The 21,892-nt window shown below is 73.5% G+C and carries 3 protein-coding genes; 2 read left to right on the top strand and 1 reads right to left on the bottom strand.

Annotated features, from left to right (window positions below):
• Nucleotides 1-35: 35 nt before the first annotated feature.
• Nucleotides 36-1,586: an aminotransferase class III-fold pyridoxal phosphate-dependent enzyme gene (locus AB0F88_RS21435; protein ID WP_362686474.1), complete on the bottom strand. Its 1,551-nt coding sequence runs from the start codon at nucleotides 1,584-1,586 to the stop codon at nucleotides 36-38.
• A gap of 306 nt (nucleotides 1,587-1,892) precedes the next feature.
• On the opposite strand from AB0F88_RS21435, the gene AB0F88_RS21430 reads away from it, so the two are divergent.
• Nucleotides 1,893-15,248, top strand: a complete 13,356-nt coding sequence (locus tag AB0F88_RS21430; protein ID WP_362686471.1) for an SDR family NAD(P)-dependent oxidoreductase — start codon at nucleotides 1,893-1,895, stop codon at nucleotides 15,246-15,248.
• 30 nt (nucleotides 15,249-15,278) lie between these two features.
• Complete coding sequence (locus tag AB0F88_RS21425; RefSeq protein WP_362686468.1) at nucleotides 15,279-21,698, top strand: thioester reductase domain-containing protein; 6,420 nt, start codon at nucleotides 15,279-15,281, stop codon at nucleotides 21,696-21,698.
• The last annotated feature ends 194 nt before the right edge of the window (nucleotides 21,699-21,892 follow it).

Below are 21,892 nucleotides of genomic sequence, written 5' to 3'. Positions count from 1 at the left end.
GTGAGCAACGGCCGCGGGACGCCGGAGGTCACGGATCAGCCGAGCAGGGTCTTGCCGTCCTCGGCCCGAATCAGGGTGATCAGCGCGCGCAGACCCTTCTCCGTGCGGGCGATCTCCTCGTCGGTGATGTAGACGGACGGTTCGAAGCGCAGGGTGCTGGTGGCACTGGCGGTGGGGAAGACGCGCATGTTGTGCTCGCGCAGGAGGTAGCCGGAGAACATGTAGCCGATCAGACCGCCCCTGGCCTGCTCGGCGAGGATTTCGGAGGCCGAACCGGACAGGTCGTGGAACTCCAGGCCCAGCATCAGCCCCTTGCCTCGTACTTCCTTGACGACGTCGCCGAACTCGTCGCGCAGCCCGCGCAGCATGGCGATCAGCTTGTCGCCCCGCTGGGCGGCCAGCCGGTACGCCGCGCCGCCGTCGGCTTCCAGCAGCTCCACGGCGCGCAGGGCGATGAGGGTGGAAAGGCTGTCCTTGGCGTACGTCGAGGTGTGCACCAGCTCGAAGTCGCTGCGGTAGCGCGACGACCGGATCAGCGTGACCGCCGCCTTGGCGATACCGCCGCCCAAGCTCTTCGCCAGGGTGATGTAGTCGCCGCGCAGTCCCAGATGTGACGCGGCGAAGAACGCGCCAGAGCGGCCCATACCGCTCTGCACCTCGTCCACGATGACCGGGATGTCGGCGGCGTCGAGCAGCTCACGCAGGCGGGCGACGGCGTCGATGTCCAGGATGCGGATGCCCGCCTCACCCTGGATGGGCTCCAGGACGAACGCGCTGATCACCGGCAGCGGACGCTCGACGACCCGGATGACGTCGCCGTCGACGGCGACGTCGAGCAGGGTCCGGCTCTCGGCGGCGATCGCGTCCGAGATGGCGTCGGGCTGGTCGAGTGGCACGAACCGGCACTGCGCGGCCATGGCGATGAACGGTGTGCGGTAGGCGAAGTTGTGGGTGAGCTGGATGGTGCCCGCGAGCTTGCCGTGGAAGGAGCCCACGGGAGCCAGGTAGACCGGCGGCGTGGCGGCGCGCTCGGCGTTGGCGGCGCGCAGGGCGGCGACGACCTCCCCGATGTCCGACCCCCGCAGGGGGGACGCGTCCACGGTCGCGCCGGAGGCCGCCGCCGCGACGGCGGCCTCGATGTGGGCCTCGACCTCGGCGAGCGCCTCACCGATCTTGAGTACGCGGTCCATCTCGGCGTGCTTGATGGCGACCTCGTTGGCCTCGGCCCCGCTGTTGGCGAAGATCACCGCGTAGTTCTCGTCGGTGTCGAACTCGCGGTGCGCGATGGTGTTCAGCGTCCACGCGAGATTGTTCGCGTAAGGATGCCGGGAAAACTGTGCGTGGATTGGGGTATCGCTGTCCAGCAGCGATTTTGTGTACTCGATGAGCTCCGGGTTGTTGTGCCCGAGAATGGTCGAACCATAGCCGCCGACGAGGTCGAGCACCTCAATCTCGGCACCACCGGCGTCGCGGTAGTACAGGGAGTCCTTCTTCGACCTGGTGTATTCGACACCGAGTCCCAGAGATGCCAGCCAGGCGAACATGTACGGTTCGGCCAGCTCGGGCTTGTCGACCACTGGATTCATCTTCGTCCCCTGTCCACGTGAGGTTCTCGGAGGCGACCGTAGCCAACGTCCGGTGAATCACGGCCTATATCTGGTCTAGCTCCGGTAATAGCCGGCGCTACGGCCGACATGAAGAATTCCTGCCGGGAATTTACCGGACGCCCTCCGGGATCGTGTTCGCGAAACCCGGTAACCGATTGCTCAATCATGCCCTTACCGGCGGAAGACCGGCAGTGGGTCGTAAACCGCCCGCTGTGGCTAGTGTCATACGGGTTTGGGTTGGGAAAACCCGTCCGGTTTCCGGCAAGCGGAGGGCAGCCGATTTCCATGACGAGTGGTCAGCAATTCCACGGCACTCAAGAGGACGACGCGATCGCGGTCGTCGGGATGTCCTGCCTGCTACCAGGGGCACCTGACATCGCCGCGTTCTGGGACCTGCTGCGGTCCGGGCGCGACGCGCTGACCGACATGCCCGAGCATCGCTGGGAACCGATCTCCGCCGACGCGGGCGACCCGGTGCGCAGAGGCGGCTTCCTGGACTCGATAGCCGATTTCGACGCCGCCTTCTTCGGTATCTCGCCACGCGAAGCGCGGGTCATGGACCCGCAGCAGCGCCTGCTGCTGGAGTTGGCCTGGTCCGCACTGGAGGACGCCGGAATCGTCGCCGCCGACCTGGAGGGCAGCCCGACCTCGGTCTACGTCGGCACCGCGCGCGAGGACTACGCCGCTCTGGTCTACCGCCAGGGCTCGCCCGCGATCACCCAGCACACCAACGCGGGCGTGCACCGCGGCGTCATCGCCAACCGAATCTCCTACGCCCTCGGCCTGCGCGGCGCGAGCCTGACCGTCGACACCAGCCAGTCGTCGTCGCTGGTCGCGGTGCACCTGGCCTGCGAGTCCCTGCGCTCGGGGGACTCCGCACTGGCGCTGGCCGCAGGCGTGAACCTCAACATCCTGGCCGAGACCGTGCTCGGCGCCGAGCGGTTCGGCGGGCTGTCCCCCGACGGCCGCTGCCACACCTTCGATGCCAAGGCCAACGGCTACGCGCGCGGCGAGGGGGCCGCCGTGGTCGTGCTCAAACCGCTGCGGGCGGCCATCGCCGATGGCGACCGGGTGCACGGCGTGCTGCTGGGCAGCGCGGTGAACAACGACGGCGCGACCTCCGGTCTGACGGTGCCGAGCGCGCTCGCACAGGAGCAGGTGGTGCGGACGGCGCACCGCAGAGCGGGCGTGTCCCCCGACGACGTGCAGTACGTCGAGCTGCACGGGACCGGTACCCCGGTGGGTGACCCGATCGAGGCCACCGCGCTGGGAGCGTCGATCGGCACGCTCAAGCAGTCCGGCGACCCGCTGGTCGTCGGCTCGGTGAAGACCAACATCGGCCACCTGGAGGCCGCGGCGGGCATCACCGGCCTGGTGAAGACCGTGCTGGCGATCAGCAACCGGGAGCTGCCCGCGAGCCTCAACCACGAGACGCCGAACCCGGCCATCCCGTTCGGCGAGCTGAACATCTCCGTCGTCACGAGCCACTCCCCCTGGCCGCACCCGGACCGCAGGCTCGTCGCAGGGGTCAGTTCCTTCGGCATGGGTGGCACCAACTGCCACGTCGTCGTCGCGGAGGCGCCGACCACCGAGCCCGCCGAGCCCGGCGAGCCCGGCGTCGCGGCACCGCTGCCGGTGGTCGTCTCGGGCCGCACCCCGCAGGCGCTCCGCGCGCAGGCCGAGCGGCTCAGGGCCGCCGTCGAGGCGGGCGACGCCGACGTCGCGTCCGTCGGCTGGTCCGCCCTGACCACGCGCACCCGGTTCCCCCACCGCGCCGCCGTCGTCGCCGCGGACCGCGAGGAACTGGTCGCCGGTCTGCGTGCGCTGGCGGCGGGCGTCCCCGCCGCCGGGCTCGTCACCGGCGTCACGTCGGGGGGCACGACCGCGGCCGTGTTCACCGGTCAGGGCGCCCAGCGGGTCGGCATGGGCATGGAGCTGCACGCCGCGTTCCCGGTCTACGCGCGGTCTTTCGACGAGGTCGCGGCGCTCATCGACCCGCACCTGGACCGCCCGTTGCGCGAGGTGATCGAGAGCGGAACGGACCTGGACCAGACCGGCTACACCCAGCCCGCGCTGTTCGCGGTCGAGGTGGCGCTGTTCCGGCTGTTCGAGTCGTGGAACCTGCGACCGGACTTCGTGATGGGTCACTCCATCGGAGAGATCGCCGCCGCCCACGTCGCGGGCGTGCTGTCCCTGTCCGACGCCGCCGCACTCGTCTCCGCACGCGGACGCATGATGCAGGCACTGCCCGACGGCGGCGCGATGGTGGCCGTGGGGGCGACGGAGCGGCAGGTCGCCGAGTACCTGTCCGACACCGTGGCGCTCGCCGCCGTCAACGGCCCGGACGCGGTCGTGATCTCCGGTGACGAGGACGCCGTGCTCCACGCCGCTGCGCGGCTGCGGCAGGCCGGGCACAGGACCAAGCGGCTCTCGGTGAGCCACGCCTTCCACTCCCACCGCATGGACGCGATGCTCGACGCCTTCCGCGATGTCGTGTCCGGCCTGGAGTTCCACCCGCCACGGATCACGGTGGTCTCCACGGTGACCGGACAGGTCGCCCCCGCCGAACTGCTGGCGTCCCCGGAGTACTGGGTGGAGCAGGTCCGCGCGACCGTCCGCTTCACCGACGCCGCGCGCGCCCTGGAGGCGGCGGGGGTGCGCACGGTCATCGAGTTCGGCCCGGACGACGTGTGCTCGGCCCTGGTCGCCGACAGCGTCGTCGACCGGTCGGCGGTGCGGGCGGGGTCGGTGCTGCGCAAGGGCAGGCCGGAGGCTCGTACCGTAATGGCCTCGGTGTCCCGGCTGGTCGTATCCGGGGTCGAGTTGGAGTGGGACTCGGTCTTCGCGGGCACGAGGGCCCGCCGGCTCGACCTGCCCACCTATGCCTTCCAGCGCGAGCACCACTGGGTCACCGACGGCACCGACGGCGCGGCCGACAGCGCCGCCCCCGCCGCGCCGCGCGTCAGCCGCGCGCCTGCCGCACGCCCGGTCACCGGCCCGACCACCCGCGCGGCCGACCTGGTGACCGCGCACGTCGCCGCCGTCCTGGGCCTGGCCCCCGGCAAGGCGGTCGAGGTCGACCTGTCTTTCCGCGACCTGGGCTTCAGCTCGCTGATGACCGTGGAACTCAGTGACGGCCTCGCGGAGGCCACCGGGCTGAGCCTGCCGTCGAGCACCCTGTTCGACCACCCCACGCCGACCGCGCTGGCCGCTCACCTCGACGCCCGGCTCAGTGGCGGGGACACCGATGTCGATGAGGTCGTCACCGCCGGCTCGGACGACGAGCCGATCGCGATCGTCGGGATGGCGTGCCGCTACCCCGGCGGGGTCGCCTCGCCCGACGACCTGTGGGGGCTGGTCGTCGGCAACGGCGACGCCATCTCCGGTTTCCCCACCGACCGGGGCTGGGCCGAGGACCTGGTCGACCCCGACCCCGGCGCGTCCGGCAAAAGTTCGGTGCGCGAGGGCGGTTTCCTGCACGACGCGGGCCTCTTCGACGCCAGGTTCTTCGATATCTCCCCGCGCGAGGCGCAGGCGATGGACCCGCAACAGCGGCTGCTGCTGGAGACCACGTGGGAAGCGCTGGAGCGGGCCGGTCTTCTCCCTCGTGACCTGCGTGGCTCCCGGACCGGGGTCTTCATCGGCGCCACGACGTTCGACTACGGCCCCCGGATGCACGACGCGCCGGCGAGCGTGGAGGGGCACCTGCTGACCGGCGGCACGGCCAGCGTCATGTCCGGCCGCATCGCCTACCAGCTGGGTTTGCTCGGCCCCGCCATCACGGTGGACACCGCGTGCTCGTCGTCCCTGGTGGCGCTGCACCTGGCCGTTCAGTCGCTGCGCCGGGGCGAGACGTCGCTGGCGATCGCGGGCGGTGCGGCGGTGATGTCGACGCCGGGCATGTTCCTGGAGTTCTCCCGGCAGCAGGGCCTCGCCGCCGACGGCCGCTGCAAGGCCTTCGCCGCCGCCGCCGACGGCACCGCGTGGGCCGAGGGCGTTGGCCTGCTCGTGGTCGAGCGGCTGTCCGACGCCCGCCGCAACGGGCACCAGGTGCTCGCCGTGGTGCGCGGCTCGGCGATCAACTCCGATGGCGCGTCCAACGGCCTGACCGCACCGAGCGGCCTGGCGCAGCGGCGGGTGATCCGCCAGGCCCTCGCCGACGCCCGCCTGACCGGCGCCGACGTCGACGTGGTCGAGGCGCACGGCACCGGCACCAGCCTGGGCGACCCGATCGAGGCGGCGGCGCTGCTGGCGACCTACGGCGCCGACCGGGGGGACCGGGAGCCGGTACTGCTCGGGTCGCTCAAGTCCAACATCGGCCACGCTCAGGCCGCGGCCGGGGTCGGCGGTGTGATCAAGTTGGTGCAGGCGATGCGCCACGGCATCGTCCCGGCCACCTTGCACGTCGACGAGCCGACCCCACGCGTGGACTGGTCGTCGGGCGCGGTCTCGGTGGTCACCGCGAACCGCGCCTGGCCGGTGACGGGGGGGCCGCGCCGCGCGGCGGTGTCGTCGTTCGGGATCAGCGGCACCAACGCCCACGCCATCATCGAGGTGGAGCCCGAGGTGGAGCCGGAGGCGGACCGGCCGGGCGGCGGTGACGCGTCGAGGGCGCCGTGGGTGCTGTCCGCGCCGACCGGCGACGGCCTGCGCGGCCAGGCCGCACGGCTGCGCGAGTTCGTGCTCACGCGGCCGGACGCGCACCCGGCCGACATCGGTCTCGCGCTGGCGACCACGCGCACCCCGTTCGCCCACCGCGCGGTGGTGCTCGGTTCGACCGGACCGGACCGGCTCGACGGGCTGGCCGCCCTCGCGGGCGGGCAGCCCGCGCCCACCGTGGTGCGCGGCACAGCGCTGCCCGGCAAGACCCTGCTGATGTTCACCGGCCAGGGCTCCCAGCGAGTCGGCATGGGCGAGGAGCTGCGCGCCGCGTTCCCGGTGTTCGCCGAAACGTTCGACGAGATCGCCGCGCACCTCGACCCGCACCTGGACCGCCGGCTGCGCGAGGTCATCGGGAGCGGGGAGGACCTGGACCAGACCGGCTACACCCAGCCCGCGCTGTTCGCGTTCGAGGTGGCGCTTCACCGCTTGGCCGCGCATCACGGCGTGGTGCCGGACCTGGTGGTCGGGCACTCGATCGGCGAACTGGCCGCAGCGCATGTGGCCGGGGTGCTCTCCGCCGAGGACGCCGCGACGCTGGTCGCCGCCAGGGGCCGGCTGATGCAGGCCGCGCGGTCGGACGGCGCGATGATCGCCATCGAGGCCGAGCCCGACGCCGTCTCCGCCTCGATCGCCGAGCACGCCGGGCTGGTCGACATCGCCGCGGTGAACGGCCCGAGGGCGGTGGTGATCGCGGGTGACGCGGAGGTCGCGAGCCGCGTCGCCCGGCAGTGGAAGGACAAGGGCCACCGGGTGCGCCCGCTGCGGGTCAGCCACGCGTTCCACTCGCCGCACATGGACGGCATCCTCGACGAGTTCCGCGCGGTCGCCGAGAGCCTGACGTTCCACGCCCCCGCCATCCCGGTCATCTCCGCCGTCACCGGCGCGGTCGTGACTCCGGAACGGATCACGACCGCCGACTATTGGGTCGGCCAGATCCGCTCGGCGGTGCGGTTCCACGACGCCGTGCTGACAGCGGCCGGCCTGGGCGCGACGGTGTTCGCCGAGATCGGCCCGGACGCGGTGCTGACCGCGCTGGCACGGGAGACCGTCGAGGCCGCCGGTGCCACTGCGATCGCCGTGCCACTGGCACGCACGGACAAGCCGGAGGCCGACACCTTCGTCGCCGGGCTGGCGGGCGTACACGCCGCCGGTCCCCAACTCGACCTCACGCCGTTCTTCCCGGACGCCGTCCCCGTCGACCTGCCGACGTACGCGTTCCAACGCGAGCACTTCTGGCTGACCGCGGGCTCGCGCCCCGACGCGCGCGGTCTCGGCCTCGACCCGGCCGGGCACCCGCTGCTCGGCGGCGTGATCGAGGTGGCCGACGACGAGAGCGTGGTGCTGACCGGCGTGCTCTCGACCAAGACGCACCCGTGGCTCGCCGACCACGTCATCGAGGGTGTGGCCCTGTTGCCCGCGACCGCGTTCCTGGAGCTGGCGTTCGCCGCCTGCGAGCACACGGGCGCCGAGCGGGTCGCGGAGCTGACGCTGCGGGCTCCGCTGCCGCTGCCCGAGGGGGAGCCGGTACGGGTGCAGGTCAGGGTGGCCGCCGCGGACGAATCCGGCTCCCGCCGGGTCACCGTCTACGCACGACCGAACGGCGACGACCCGGCCGCGGCGTGGACCGAGCACGCCGCGGGCCTGCTGGGACCCGCCCAGGAGAGCCCTGCCGCGGCAGGGCTCTCCTGGCCGCCCGCGGGCGCGGTGGCCGAGCCGGTCGACGACGCCTACCCGGCGCTGGCCGAACTCGGCTACGACTACGGCCCGGTGTTCCAAGGGCTGCGGTCGGTGTGGCGGGCGGGAACGGACGTCCTGGCCGAGATCGTGCTGCCGGACGCCGACCACGACGACCGGTTCGGACTGCACCCCGCGCTGTTCGACGCGGCGCTGCACCCGCTGTTGCCCGGCGCGGCACGCGACCGTGACGAGATCCGGCTGCCGTTCACCTGGGAGGGTGTCACCCTGCACACCAGCGGGGCCACCGCGGCGCGGGTGCGGGTGTCGCCGGTCGGCCGGGACGCCGTCCGGCTGGAGCTGACCGACACCACCGGCGCGCCGGTGGTCACCGTCGAGTCACTGACCCTGCGCGGGGTTTCCCGCGCCGTGCTCGGCAAGGCGGGCCAGGGCACCTCGCTGTTCGGCGTCACCTGGCCCGCGATCGCGACCTCTGACACCCCGGTGCCGACCCGAGCCGACCTGGCCGCCACGCTGGCCGCCACCGAACGCGCCGACGTCGTCGTCACCACGCTGACCGCCGGTGGCGACTCCCCGGCCGACGCGCACGAGGCCACCGCCGTGGCACTGGCGCTGGTGCGGGAGTGGCTGGCCGACCAGCGGTTCGCCGACGCCACGCTGGTGCTGGTGACCAGCGGCGCGGTCGCCGCGCTGCCCGGCGACCGGGTCGACGACCTGGCGCACGCGCCGGTGTGGGGCCTGGTCCGCGCGGCGCAGACGGAGCACCCCGGCCGCCTGGTGCTGGTCGACACGGACGGCTCGGACGGCTCGGACGGCACCCTCGTCCTCGCGGCGGCGGCGAGCGGGGAACCGCAGGTGGCCATCCGCTCGGGCAGGCTGCACGCCGCCCGCCTGTCCAGGACCGCGGGCACCCGGACCGGGCGGGTGATCGACCGCGACGGCACCGTCCTGATCACCGGAGGCACCGGCGGGCTGGGCGCCCTGGTGGCCCGGCACCTGGTCACCGCACACGGCGTGCGGCGCCTGCTGCTGGTCAGCAGGCGCGGCGAGGACAGTCCTGGCTGCGCCGCTCTGGTCGACGACCTGACGGCGCTGGGCGCGTGGGTCCGGGTCGCCGCGGCCGACGCCGCCGACCGGGACGCACTCGCCGCCGCCCTGGCCCTGGTCCCGGCCGAGCACCCGCTGACCGCTGTGGTGCACACCGCGGGCGTCCTGGACGACGCGACGATCACGGCACTGACCGATGAGCAGATCACGACCGTGCTGCGACCCAAGGTCGACGGCGCGTGGAACCTGCACACCCTGACCGCCGACGACGACCTGGCCGCGTTCGTCCTGTTCTCGTCGGTCTCCGGGATCATGGGCACGGCCGGACAGGGCAACTACGCCGCCGCGAACACCTATCTCGACGCGCTGGCGGCACACCGGGCCGCCGACGGGCTGGCCGCGACCTCGCTGGCCTGGGGCCTGTGGGGCGCGGACGCGGAGGGCATGGGCGCGGCTCTGTCCGAGGCGGACGTACAGCGCTGGACCCGCTCCGGTGTGGTCCCGCTGACGCGGGCGCAAGGCTTGGCGATGTTCGACGAGGTGCTCGGCTTGGCCGACCCCCTGATCGTGCCCGCCGCGCTGGACCTGGCGGGCGGCGGCGATCGCCCGCGCCTTTGGCACGGCCTGGTCCGGCCCAGGCGGGTGGAACGCCGGGTGGTCCAGGACGACTGGGCCGCACGGATCGCCGCGCTGCCCGAAGGCGAGCGGGCACCGGCTGTGCTGGAGCTGGTGCGGGGCACGGCGGCGCTGGCGCTGGGCCACGCCTCCGGCGCGGCCGTCGAGTCGGCTCGGGCGTTCAAAGACCAAGGCTTCGACTCACTGACCGCCGTCGAGCTGCGAAACCAGCTCGGCGCCGCGACGGGGGTGCGGCTGCCGTCCACCGTCGTGTTCGACCACCCGAGCCCGGAAGCGCTGACCGCGTACCTGCTGGGTCAGATGGCCGGCACCGGTGCGGCCGGTGCCGGCATCAGGGCCACCGTCGCCGATGACGATCCGATCGCGATCATCGGAATGGCATGCCACTACCCGGGCGGGGTCCGCTCGCCGGCGGACCTGTGGCGGCTGGTCGCCGACGGCACCGACGCCATCAGCGGGTTCCCGACCAACCGGGGCTGGGACCTCGAACGGCTCTACGACCCCGACCCGGAGGCGACCGGCAGCTCCTACATCAGGGAAGGCGGCTTCCTGCACGAAGCCGACCTGTTCGACCGCGACTTCTTCGGCATCTCCCCGCGCGAGGCCACCGCGACCGACCCGCAGCAGCGGTTGCTGCTGGAGACGGCGTGGAACGCCTTCGAGAGCGCCGCGATCGACCCGGCGACCCTGCGCGGCAGCAACACCGGCGTGTTCGTCGGGGCGATGTACGACGACTACGCCGCGCACCTGCCGTCCGTGCCACCCGAGTACGAGGGCTTCCTGCTGGTGGGCAACACCTCCAGCGTGATCTCCGGTCGCCTGGCCTACACCTACGGGCTCGAAGGCCCCGCGGTCACCGTCGACACGGCGTGCTCGTCCTCGCTGGTGGCCCTGCACCTGGCCGGGCAGGCGCTGCGGTCGGGCGAGTCGGACCTGGTGCTGGCGGGCGGGGTGACGGTGATGGCCGGGCCCGGCTCGTTCGTCGAGTTCAGCAGGCAGCGCGGGCTGTCTCCCTCCGGCCGGTGCAAGTCGTTCTCCGCCGACGCCGACGGCACGGTGTGGAGTGAGGGGGTCGGCCTGCTGCTGCTGGAGCGGCTGTCGGACGCCGAGCGCAACGGGCACCGGGTATTGGCGGTGCTGCGCGGCTCCGCGATCAACCAGGACGGCGCGTCCAACGGGCTCACCGCGCCCAACGGGCCGTCGCAGGAGCGCGTGATCCAGCAGGCGCTGGCGAACGCGGGCCTGGATCCGGCCGACATCGACGTCGTCGAGGCGCACGGCACCGGCACCCCGCTGGGTGACCCGATCGAGGCGCAGGCGTTGCTGGCCACCTACGGTGCCGCGCACGACGCGGCCCGGCCCCTGTGGCTGGGGTCGCTGAAGTCCAACATCGGCCACTCCCAGGCGGCGGCCGGGGTCGGCGGCGTCATCAAGATGGTCGAGGCGATGCGGCACGGGACGCTGCCGCGCACGCTGCACGCCGAGACGCCGTCCCCGCACGTGGACTGGTCGTCGGGCGCGCTCGCGCTGCTGACCGAGCAGCGGGTGTGGGAGCGCGGGAACCGGCCGCGCCGAGCGGCGGTGTCGTCGTTCGGCATCAGCGGCACCAACGCGCATGTGATCATCGAGCAGCCGTCCCCGGTCCCGGTCGACACCGATGCCCCGGTCCCGGCCGTCGTGCCCGTGGTCGAGCCGCCGGTGCTGCCGTGGCTGCTTTCCGGCAGCTCTGTCGCGGGTCTGCGCGCCCACGCGGCCCAGATCGGCGAGCTGCTGGCCGAGGGCGACGTCGACCGAATCGACGTCGCCCTGTCCCTGGCCACCACCCGGTCCGCTCTCGCTCACCGGGGCGTGGTCGTGGCCGCCGACCGCGACGAGCTGCTGCGCGGCCTGTCCGAGCTGGCCGGCGACGGCCCCAACGCGGTGCGCGGGGTCCGCGCCGAGGGCCTGACCGCATTCATGTTCACCGGCGGCGGCGCGCAGCGCGTGGGCATGGCCAAGCAGCTCTGCGCGGCGTTCCCGGTGTTCCGGGACGCGTTCCACGAGGTGGCCGACGAGCTGGACAAGGGCCTGCCCAGGCCGCTGAGGGAGGTCATCGAGACCGGCGACGAGCTGGACCAGATCGACTACACGCTGGCCGCGCTGTTCGCCGTGGGGGTCGCGCTGTTCCGTCAGCTCGCGGCGTGGGGCGTGCACCCGGACTTCGTCGTCGGCCACTCCGCAGGCGAGCTGATCGCCGCGCACGTCGCCGGGGTGCTGTCCCTACCGGACGCGGCGACACTGGTCACCGCGCGCGGCCGGCTCATGCGCGGTCTGCCCGAGGGCGGCGCGATGATCGCGATCCAGGCCACGGAGCAGGAGATCGCCGAGACGCTGCCGGAGTCCGGCAGGGCGGTCATCGGCACCATCAACAGCCCGCAGTCGGTCGTCGTCTCCGGCGACACCGACGCCACGGAGGCCGTCGCCGCGCTCTGGAAGGCGCGCGGGCGCAACACCAAGCGGCTGGCCATCAGCCGCGCGTCGCACTCGCCGAGGATGGACCCGATGCTCGAGGAGTTCCGGGCCATCGCCCAGGGGCTGACCTTCCACCGCCCGAACATCCGGATCGTGTCGACGGTGACCGGCGAGGTCGAGTCCGGCGACCAGTGGTCCACCACCGACTACTGGGTGAACCAGGTGCGCCTGCCCGTGAGGTTCCTGGACGCCGTGCGCACGCTGGAGGCCAAGGGCGTCAGCACGATGCTGGAGCTGGGCCCGGACGGGGTGCTGACGGCGATGGCCGCGGCCGGGGTGGAGCACGCGGTGCCGGTCCCGGCCATGCGCAACGGCCACGACGAGCCGCGCACCCTGGTCGGGACGCTGGGCCTGCTGCACACCAGGGGCGTACGGGTGGACTGGGCGGCGTTCTTCGCCGGGATCGGGGCGAAGGTCGTCGACCTGCCCACGTACCCGTTCCAGCGCGAGCGCTACTGGCTGGAGGCCGCCGGCGTGCCGGCGACGTTCGGCCCGAGGCCGGGCGACCACCCGCTGCTGGGCGGAGCCGTCCCGCTGGCCGACACCGGCGAGGTGCTGTTCACCGGTGAGGTCTCGCTGGGGACGCACCCGTGGCTGGCCGAGCACACCGTGTCCGGCGCCGTGGTGCTGCCCGCGTCCGCCCTGGTGGAGGCGGTCGCCTGGGCCGGTCGTGAGGTCGGCTGCCCGGTCGTGACCGAGCTGACGGTGCCGGCCGAGCTGGCGGTGCCGGAGTCGGGCTTCGCGTCGGTGCAGGCCCGCGTCGGCGAGGCGGACGAGAATGGAGCGCGCGCGGTGTCCGTGCACGCCAGGGCCACCGATGAGGAGTGGGTCGCGGTGGCGACCGGTCTGCTTGCCGCCAAGCCCGCGGCGGTGAGCTCGCGACAGCACGTCGACGCCGCGACCGCGGTCGAAGTGCGGCTCGCCGACGAGCACACCCGGGACGCGGGCGGGTTCGGCCTGCACCCGACCCTGCTGCACGAGGCCCTGTCGCTCGCGGGCGTCACCCGTGGCCACTTGGCCTCGGCATGGCACGGGGTGCAGCTGCACGCCACCGGCGCCACGGTGGTGCGGGCGCTGGTCACGCCGACCGGGGAGAACAGCGCATCGGTGCTGCTGACCGACGCCGACGGGGGCCCGGTCGCCGGTGTGGACTCGGTCATCTGGCGCGACCGGACATCCGCCGACCTGATCGGCGGCCCCGGCCCGGCACGGTCGCTGCACCGCCTGGAGTGGATCGCGCTGCCGCTGACCCCCGGCACGCCGCCGGTCACCTGGGCCGCCGTCGGCGGCACCCGGACCGACCTGCCGGTGTTCGACGACATCGCCGCTGTCGCCGACTCCGGCCTGCCCGCCGAGGTGCTGCTGCTGAACGCCGAGGCCGAGGCCGGCGGCGACGTCGCGGCGCGGACGCACGCGGTCACGTCGGGCGTACTGGCGTCGCTGCGCACGTGGCTGGCCGACCAGCGGCTGGCCGAGACCCGGCTGGTGGTGCTCACACGGGGCGCCGTGGTCGCGGCCGGGTCCGACCTCTGCGACCCGGCCACCGCCGCGCTGTGGGGTCTGGTCCGCTCGGCGCAGTTGGAGAACCGGGGCCGGATCGTCCTGGTGGACACCGACACCGAAACCGCAGACCTCGCGCTGCTGGCCGCGCTGCTCGACACCGACGAGCCCGCCGTCGCCCTGCGTGGCGGCGAGGTCCTGGCGCCCCGCCTGGGCCGGGTCGACGGCGGTGCGCCGGACGGCGGCCAGGGCGCCTGGACAACCTCGGGTACGGTGCTGATCACCGGAGGCACCGGGGCGCTGGGCGCGGAGGTCGCTCGCCACCTCGTGGCCGAGCACGGCGTGCGGCGCCTGCTGCTGGTGAGCCGGTCCGGTCCGGACGCCGCGGGCGCCGAGCCGCTGCGGCGCGCGCTGGCCGGGCACGGCGCGTTCGTGGAGATCGTCGCGTGCGACGTCGCCGACCGCGACGCGCTGGCCGCGCTGCTGGCGGACATCCCGGCCGAGCACCCGCTGACCGCTGTGGTGCACGCGGCCGGAGTGCTGGACAGCGACCTGGTGACCGCGATGGAACCTCCCCGACTGGAGTACGTACTGCGGTCCAAAGTGGACGGCGCGTGGCACCTGCACGAGCTGACCGAGGGCATGGAGTTGTCCGCGTTCGTGCTCTTCTCCTCGCTCCTCGGCGTGTTCGGCGGTGCGGGGCAGGCCAACTACGCCGCGGCCAACGCGTTCCTGGACGGCCTGGCCCGGCACCGGGCGGCCCGCGGCCTGCGGGCGACCGCGCTGGGCTGGGGCCTGTGGGAGGTCGACGGCGGCATCGGCGCCGGGGTGACCGACGCCGATCTGACCCGCTTCCGCCGCGACGGGTTCGTCCCGGTCGGGGTTGACCACGGGCTGGCCGTGCTCGACGCCGCGCTCGGACTGCCCGACGCCGCGCTGACCGCGACCCCTTTCGACCTGGACGCACTGCGCTCCGGCGACGACGTGGCCCCGCTGCTGCGCGGTTTGGTCCCGCCCGCCGGTCAGGCTCAGCGGGCCGGGGACGACGACGGGACGCCCTTGGCCGAGCGGCTGGCAGGGCTGCCCGCGGAAAAGCACGAGGCGACCGTCCAGAGACTGGTCGGCGGCCAGGTGGCGGTGGTGCTCGGCCTCCGCGACGCGGACGCCGTCGATCCCAGGCGGCCGTTCATGGAGCTGGGCTTCGACTCGCTGACCGCGGTCGAGCTGCGCAACCGGCTCAGCGCGGCGGTGGGCGTGCGGCTGCCCGCCACGGTCGTGTTCGACCACCCGACGCCCGCCGCGCTGACCGCGTTCCTGCTCGACGCGATCGCCCCGGACAGCGCGGCGCCGCTCGCATCACCGGTGCTCGCGGAGCTGGACACGCTGGAGGACGTGCTGTTCTCCGTCGGTCAGGACGACGGGGGCAGGGACACGATCACCGTGCGCCTGCAGACGATCCTCTCCCGATGGATGGAGTCGTCCGACAGCTCCGGGATCGCCGTCACCGCACCGGACACGGCCATCGAGGAGGCGTCCACCGAGGAGCTGCTGGCGTTCATCGACAACCAACTAGGCAGAGCCGACAGCTGACGCGTCCTGACGAAGGGTTGAGAGAAGACCATGGCGGATGAGAAGAAGCTCGCCGAGTACCTGAAATGGGTCACGGCGGACTTGCAGAAGGCGCGACACCGCATCACCGAGCTGGAGTCCGGACGGCAGGAGCCGGTGGCGATCGTGGGTATGGCCTGTCGCTACCCCGGCGGGATCGCGTCGGCCGACGACCTGTGGCAGCTCGTGCTCGACGGCCGGGACGCGATCTCGGAGTTCCCGACCGACCGGGGCTGGGACCTGGACCGGCTGTTCGACGAGGACCCGGAAACCCCCGGCACGACCTACACCCGCTCGGGCGGGTTCCTCGACGGCGCCACCGAGTTCGACGCGGAGTTCTTCGGGATCTCCCCGCGCGAGGCGGTGTCGATGGACCCGCAGCAGCGGGTGGTGCTGGAGGCCGCGTGGGAAACCTTCGAGGCGGCGGGCATCGACCCGACCGGGCTCAAGGGCGACGACGTCGGCGTGTTCGTCGGCGCGGTCGAGCAGACCTACCTCGGCCTGCGCGGACCGGCCGAGCTGGAGGGCTACCTGATCACCGGGAAACTCACCAGCGTGGTGTCCGGCCGGGTCGCGTACTCGTTCGGTTTCGAGGGACCCGCGGTCACCGTCGACACCGCGTGCTCGTCGTCACTGGTCGCGCTGCACATCGCCGCCCAGTCCGTGCGCTCCGGTGAGTCGACCCTGGCGCTGGCGGGCGGCGTGACGATCAGCGCGACCCCCGGCGGGTTCGTGGACTTCTCCCGCCAGCGCGGCCTCGCCGCCGACGGCCGGTGCAAGTCGTTCGCCGCGGCGGCCGACGGCACCAGTTGGTCCGAGGGTGTCGGCCTGGTCCTGCTGGAGCGGTTGTCGGACGCCGAGCGCAACGGGCACCGGGTACTGGCGGTGCTGCGCGGCTCCGCGATCAACCAGGACGGCGCGTCCAACGGGCTCACCGCGCCCAACGGGCCGTCGCAGGAGCGGGTCATCCGCAGGGCGCTGGCCGAGGCCCGGCTGAAGGCGTCCGATGTCGACGCGGTGGAGGCGCACGGCACCGGGACCAGGCTGGGCGACCCGATCGAGGCGCAGGCGTTGCTGGCCACCTACGGTGCCGCGCACGACGCGGCCCGGCCCCTGTGGCTGGGGTCGCTGAAGTCCAACATCGGCCACGCGGTGGCCGCGTCCGGCATCGGCGGCGTCATCAAGATCGTGCAGGCGATCCGGCACGGGGTGCTGCCCAGGACGATGCACGTCGACGAGCCCACGCCGCTGGTCGACTGGGCCCGCGGCGGCGTCGAGCTGCTCACCGAGCAGCGGCCGTGGCCGGAGACGGGCAGGCCGCGCCGAGCGGCGGTGTCGTCCTTCGGGGTCAGCGGCACCAACGCGCACGTGATCCTGGAGCAGGCGCCGGACAGCGGCGGGGAGACCGGGCGGGAGGCGCCCCTGCCGGTGGTGCCGTGGCCGCTGTCGGCGAAGACCCCGCGCGCGACCAGGGCTCAGGCGCAGCGGCTGCTGTCGTTCGTCGAGCGGAACCCGGCGCTGTCGGCCGAGCGGATCGCGCAGTCGCTGGCCACGACCCGCGCCGCGCTGGACCACCGCGCGGTCGTGGTGGGCACCGACCGCGAGGGCCTGCTGACCGGGCTGCGCGCGCTGGCCGGGGACGCGGAGACCATTCCGGTGGCGGCCGCGCGCCAGGGCGGGCTCGGGCTGCTGTTCACCGGCCAGGGGTCGCAGCGCGCCGGCATGGGTCTGGAGCTGTGCGCGGCGTTCCCGGTGTTCGCCGAGGCGTTCGACGCGGTGTGCGCCGCCGTCGACCCGCACCTGGACCGCCCGCTGCGGCAGGTGATCGCCGAGGGCGACCGGCTCGGCGAGACCCGCTACGCCCAACCGGCGCTGTTCGCCTTCGAGGTGGCCACCGCGCGGCTGGTGATGTCGTGGGGGATGCGGCCGGGCGTGCTGGTCGGCCATTCCATCGGCGAGCTGGCCGCCGCGCACCTGGCCGGGGTGCTGTCGCTGCACGACGTCGCCGCCGTGGTCACCGCACGGGGCAGGCTGATGCAGCGGCTGCCCGCCGGCGGGGTCATGGTCGCGCTGCGGGCCACCCCGGACGAGGTCTCGCCGCTGCTGGAGGGCTACGAGAGCCGCGTCGGCATCGCCGCGGTCAACGGGCCGTCGGCTGTGGTCGTCTCCGGAGACGAGGACGTGGTCACCGGGATCGCCGCCACTGTGGCGTCCTGGGGCCGCTCGACCAAGCGGCTCACCGTCAGCCACGCCTTCCACTCCCCCCTGATGGAGCCGATGCTGGCCGAGTTCGGCGAAGTCGTGCGCGCGGTCACCTTCACCGCGCCGACCATCCCGATCATCTCCACGGTCACCGGTGAGGTCGCGGACGCGGACACGCTGTGCTCCCCCGAGTACTGGATCGACCAGGTGCGCAGGCCGGTGCGCTTCCTCGATGCCATGCACCGCCTCGCCGACCAGGGCGTCACGGCGACGCTGGAGGTCGGCCCTGGAGCCGCGCTGACCGCGCTGGTCGGCGACGGCCTCGACGGCAGGGCCGGGGTCACGGCGGTCGCGAGCACCCGGACCAGCGGTTCCGAGCCTCTGGAGCTTGTCGACGCGGTGGGCCGGCTGTGGGCGGCGGGGGTCGCGGTTGACTGGGCCGCCTACCTGGCCCCGGCCGGTGCGGCGGCGGGCCCGCTGCCCAGCTACGCGTTCCAGCGCCGGCGCTACTGGCTGGCGCCCGCCGCGATGCGGGGCGACGACCCGGCCGGGCCGGTGTCGGACCATCCGCTGCTGGGGGCCCCGGTCGAGGTCGCCGGCCGGGACGAGGTACTGATCTCCGGCGCGCTGTCGACGTCCATCGCGCCGTGGCTGGGTGAGCATCGCCTGTTCGGCGGCCAGGTCGTCCCATCCTCGGTGTTGCTGGAGATGGCGGTGCGGGCCGGGGACGAGGTCGGCTGCCCGCACGTCGACGAGCTGGTGGTGTGCGAGCAGGTGGTGCTGCCGGAGCGGGCCAGGCTGCGCGTGCAGCTCACCGTGGACGCCCCGGACGGCGCGGGCAGGCGGCGGATCAGCGTGCACACCGGCGCGGACGAGGATCGTCCCGTGTGGACGCCGGCCGCCCGCGGGGTGCTCAGTCCCCGCCGGAACGCCGAGGAAGGCCTGAGCGAGTGGCCGCCGCCCGGCGCCGAGCCACTGGACGTCGACCTGCTGCTGCGGCACCGGGCCGACGCCGGGTTCGCCCTCGGCCCGATCTTCTCAGGGCTGCGGGCCGCGTGGCGGCGCGACGGCGAGCTGTTCGCGGAGGTGCGGCTGCCCGCCGACACCGGGGCGGACGGGTTCAGCGTGCACCCCGCGTTGCTCGACGCCGCGCTGCACCCCGCCGCGCTGCTCACCGGGCGCCCCGGCGTCGTAGCGGAGTGGCGCGGAGTGACCGTGCACGCGGTGGGTGCCACCGCCGCCAGAGTGCGGGTCACCCCGGCCGGGAACGGCGCGGTGTCGGTGCTGCTGGCCGACGCGTCGGGCGCCCCGCTGGCCTGTGCGGCGGCCGTGGTCACCCAACGCGCGAGCGAGGACGAGGTCGGCGCCGCGCTGGCCCGTCCAGGTGAGGCGCTGTTCCGCGTGGCGTGGACCCCGGTCATCCCGGCCGGGCCGGCCGGCCGGGCGGCCGGGCCGGCCGTGTTGGAGACCGGTTACGGCGGCCTGCCGTGGCCGCTGCGGTTCGCCGGGGTCGGCGAGGCGCTGGCCGCCGCCGGGACGTTCACCGGCCTGGTCGCGCCGCTGATGTTCGCCGCGGAGGACGACGCGGCGGGCACGGTCGCCGACCGGGCCCAGAGCGCCGTCCTGCAAGCGTTGGAACTGGTACGCGCCTGGAACGACGACGAGCGCTCCGCCGAGATCCCGCTGATCTTTCTGACCCGGCGCGCGATCGACGCCGCCGATACGCCGGTCGACCTGGCCGCGGCTCCGGTCTGGGGCCTGCTGCGCTCCGCCCAGTCGGAGATGCCCGACCGGTTCCGGCTGATCGACATCGACGACGACCCGGCGTCGATTTCGGCGCTGCCGGCCGCGATCGCCACGGGAGAGGCGCAACTGGCCGTGCGCGCGGGCTCGTTGGCCGTGCCCAGGCTGGCCCGGCTCGCGCCAGGGCGCGCGGCGTCACCGTGGCGACCGGGCGGCACGGTGCTGATCACCGGTGGGACCGGCGCGCTGGGCGCGCTGTTCGCCAGGCACCTCGTCCGTGCGCACGGCGTCACCGACCTGCTGCTGGTCAGCCGGAGCGGCCCGGCCGCGCGGGGAGCGGGAGACCTGGCCGACGAGCTGGCCGCTCTCGGCGCGCGAGTGACGATCACTGCGTGCGATGCCGCCGACCGGGAGGAACTCGCCTCGGTGCTGGCTTCCATCCCCGCCGCGCACCGGCTCGTCGGTGTCGTGCACACGGCGGGTGTCCTGGACGATGGCATGATCGGCTCCCTGGACGCCGACCAGGTCGCCAGGGTGCTGCGGCCCAAGGTGCACGCCGCGTGGAACCTGCACGAGCTGACCAAGGACATGGACCTGTCGGCGTTCGTGCTGTTCTCCTCTATCGCCGGTGTCATCGGCGGTTCCGGCCAAGGCGCCTATGCCGCGGCGAACACCTTCCTCGACGCGCTGGCCGCGCACCGGGCGGGCGCCGGGCTCCCGGCGACCTCGCTGGTGTGGGGCCTGTGGTCACAGGTGGGCGGTATGGGCGGCAACCTCAGCGACGCCGATCTCAAGCGCATCGCCCGCACCGGGCTGCTGCCGATCACCCCTGACGACGGCCCCGGCCTGTTCGACGCCGCGCTGCGGACCGGTCGCCCGGCCCCGGTCGTGACGCCGCTGGACATGCGCGCGCTGGCCGCCCGGCCCACCGCGGTGCCGTTGCTGTTCACCGCCCTGGCCAGGATCACGTCCCGGCGGGCCACCCGGGGGGCGGGCGAAGCCGAGCCGCTGGAACGGCGGCTGGCCGGGCAGTCCGAGCAGCGACGGCGGGAGATCGTGGGCGAGCTGGTCCGCGCGGAGGTCGCGTCGGTCCTGGGTCACGCCGACGCCTCCGCGATCGGTGCCGACCAGTTCTTCGCCGATCTCGGCTTCGACTCGCTGATCTCGGTGGAACTGCGCAACCGGCTGGCCGCGCACATCGGCACGCGACTGTCCGCCTCGCTGGTGTTCGAGCACCCGACGCCCGCCGCGCTGACCGAGTTCCTCTGCGCCACGGCGCGCGCGGCGGTCACCGGTGGGGACGACGCCGTCGCGGGCGTGGACTTCGCCAACGAGGTGGTGCTCGACGACGACGTGGTCGCCGCGAACGCCGTGGTCACCGTCGCCACCGATCCCAGGGAGGTCCTGCTGACCGGAGCCAGTGGGTTCCTCGGAGCGTTCCTGCTGCGCGACATCGTGCGCAACACCGACGCGGTCGTGCACTGCCTGGTGCGCGGCGCCGACCAGGCCGACGCGGAGCGCAGGCTGCGGGAGAACCTGGAGTGGTACGAGGTGGCGGGCGAGGTCGACCCGGCCAGGGTCGTCGTCCACGTCGGCGACCTCACCTCCTCCCGGCTCGGCCTGGGCGAGCAGGTGTTCGACGACCTCGCTCGTCGGGTCGACGTCGTCTTCCACGCCGGGGCGACGGTGAGCTGGCTGCGCCCGTACCCGGATCTGAAGAGTTCCAACGTGACCGGCACCGTCGAGGTGCTGCGGCTGGCCGCGCGCCACCGCACGGTCCCGGTGCACTACGTGTCGACCACGGGCGTGTTCGCCGCGTCGGAGGACAACGAGCCGGTGGGTGTCACCGCCACGACCGGTCCCGCGCACCTGCTGCGCAACGGCTACCTCCAGAGCAAGTGGGTGGCGGAGGGCGTGCTCGGGATCGCCCGTGCCCGCGGTATCCCCGTGTCGGTCTACCGGGTCGACGTGGTGTGCGGGGACCGCGACAGCGGTGCGTGCCAGACCAAGGACTTCGTCTGGCTCAGCCTCAAGGGCATGCTCCAGGCCGGCGTGGTCCCGGACCGGCTGACCGGCCGGGTGCACCTGGTCCCGGTGGACTACGTCAGCGGGGCGATCACCACGCTGGCCACCCGCGAGTCCTCCGCGAACGGCACCTTCCACCTGTTCAACGAGCAGTCGCAGTCGTTCGGCGATCTCGTCGACCACCTGCGGGCGATCGGGTACGACCTGCCCGAGACCGGCTGGGACGCCTGGCGCGCGACCATCGGCGCCGACCGGGAGAACGCGGTCACCCCGCTGTTCGACTCGTTCGAGGAGATCAACTCCGAGGGCGCGGGGCCGACCTACCCGCCGATGGACGTCTCGGACACGGAGAAGGCGCTGGCGGGCAGCGGGATCGTGTGCCCGCCCGTCGACCGGGCACTGTTCGGCAGATACGTGGACTTCTTCGTCCGCAGCGGTTACTTCCCCGCTCCGGGGGGGTGACCGCGGGTTCACGGTGAGGCGGCCGGACCTGCCAGAGGTGGCCGGACCTGCCAGAGGTGCCGGCTCCCCGAGGTGCGGGCGGTCGCCGTCGTCGCCGTACGAGGGAGTTCGATGTCCGCCTGACGATATCCCTGAGGATTACCGAACTGAGAAACGGTCGCGGGGGTGGGGGATTCGCTCATGCTTGGATGAGA

Source organism: Streptosporangium sp. NPDC023963, assembly GCF_040639135.1.
Taxonomy (GTDB): Bacteria; Actinomycetota; Actinomycetes; order Streptosporangiales; family Streptosporangiaceae; genus Streptosporangium.
This window is presented reverse-complemented; position numbering and strand designations above follow the sequence as displayed.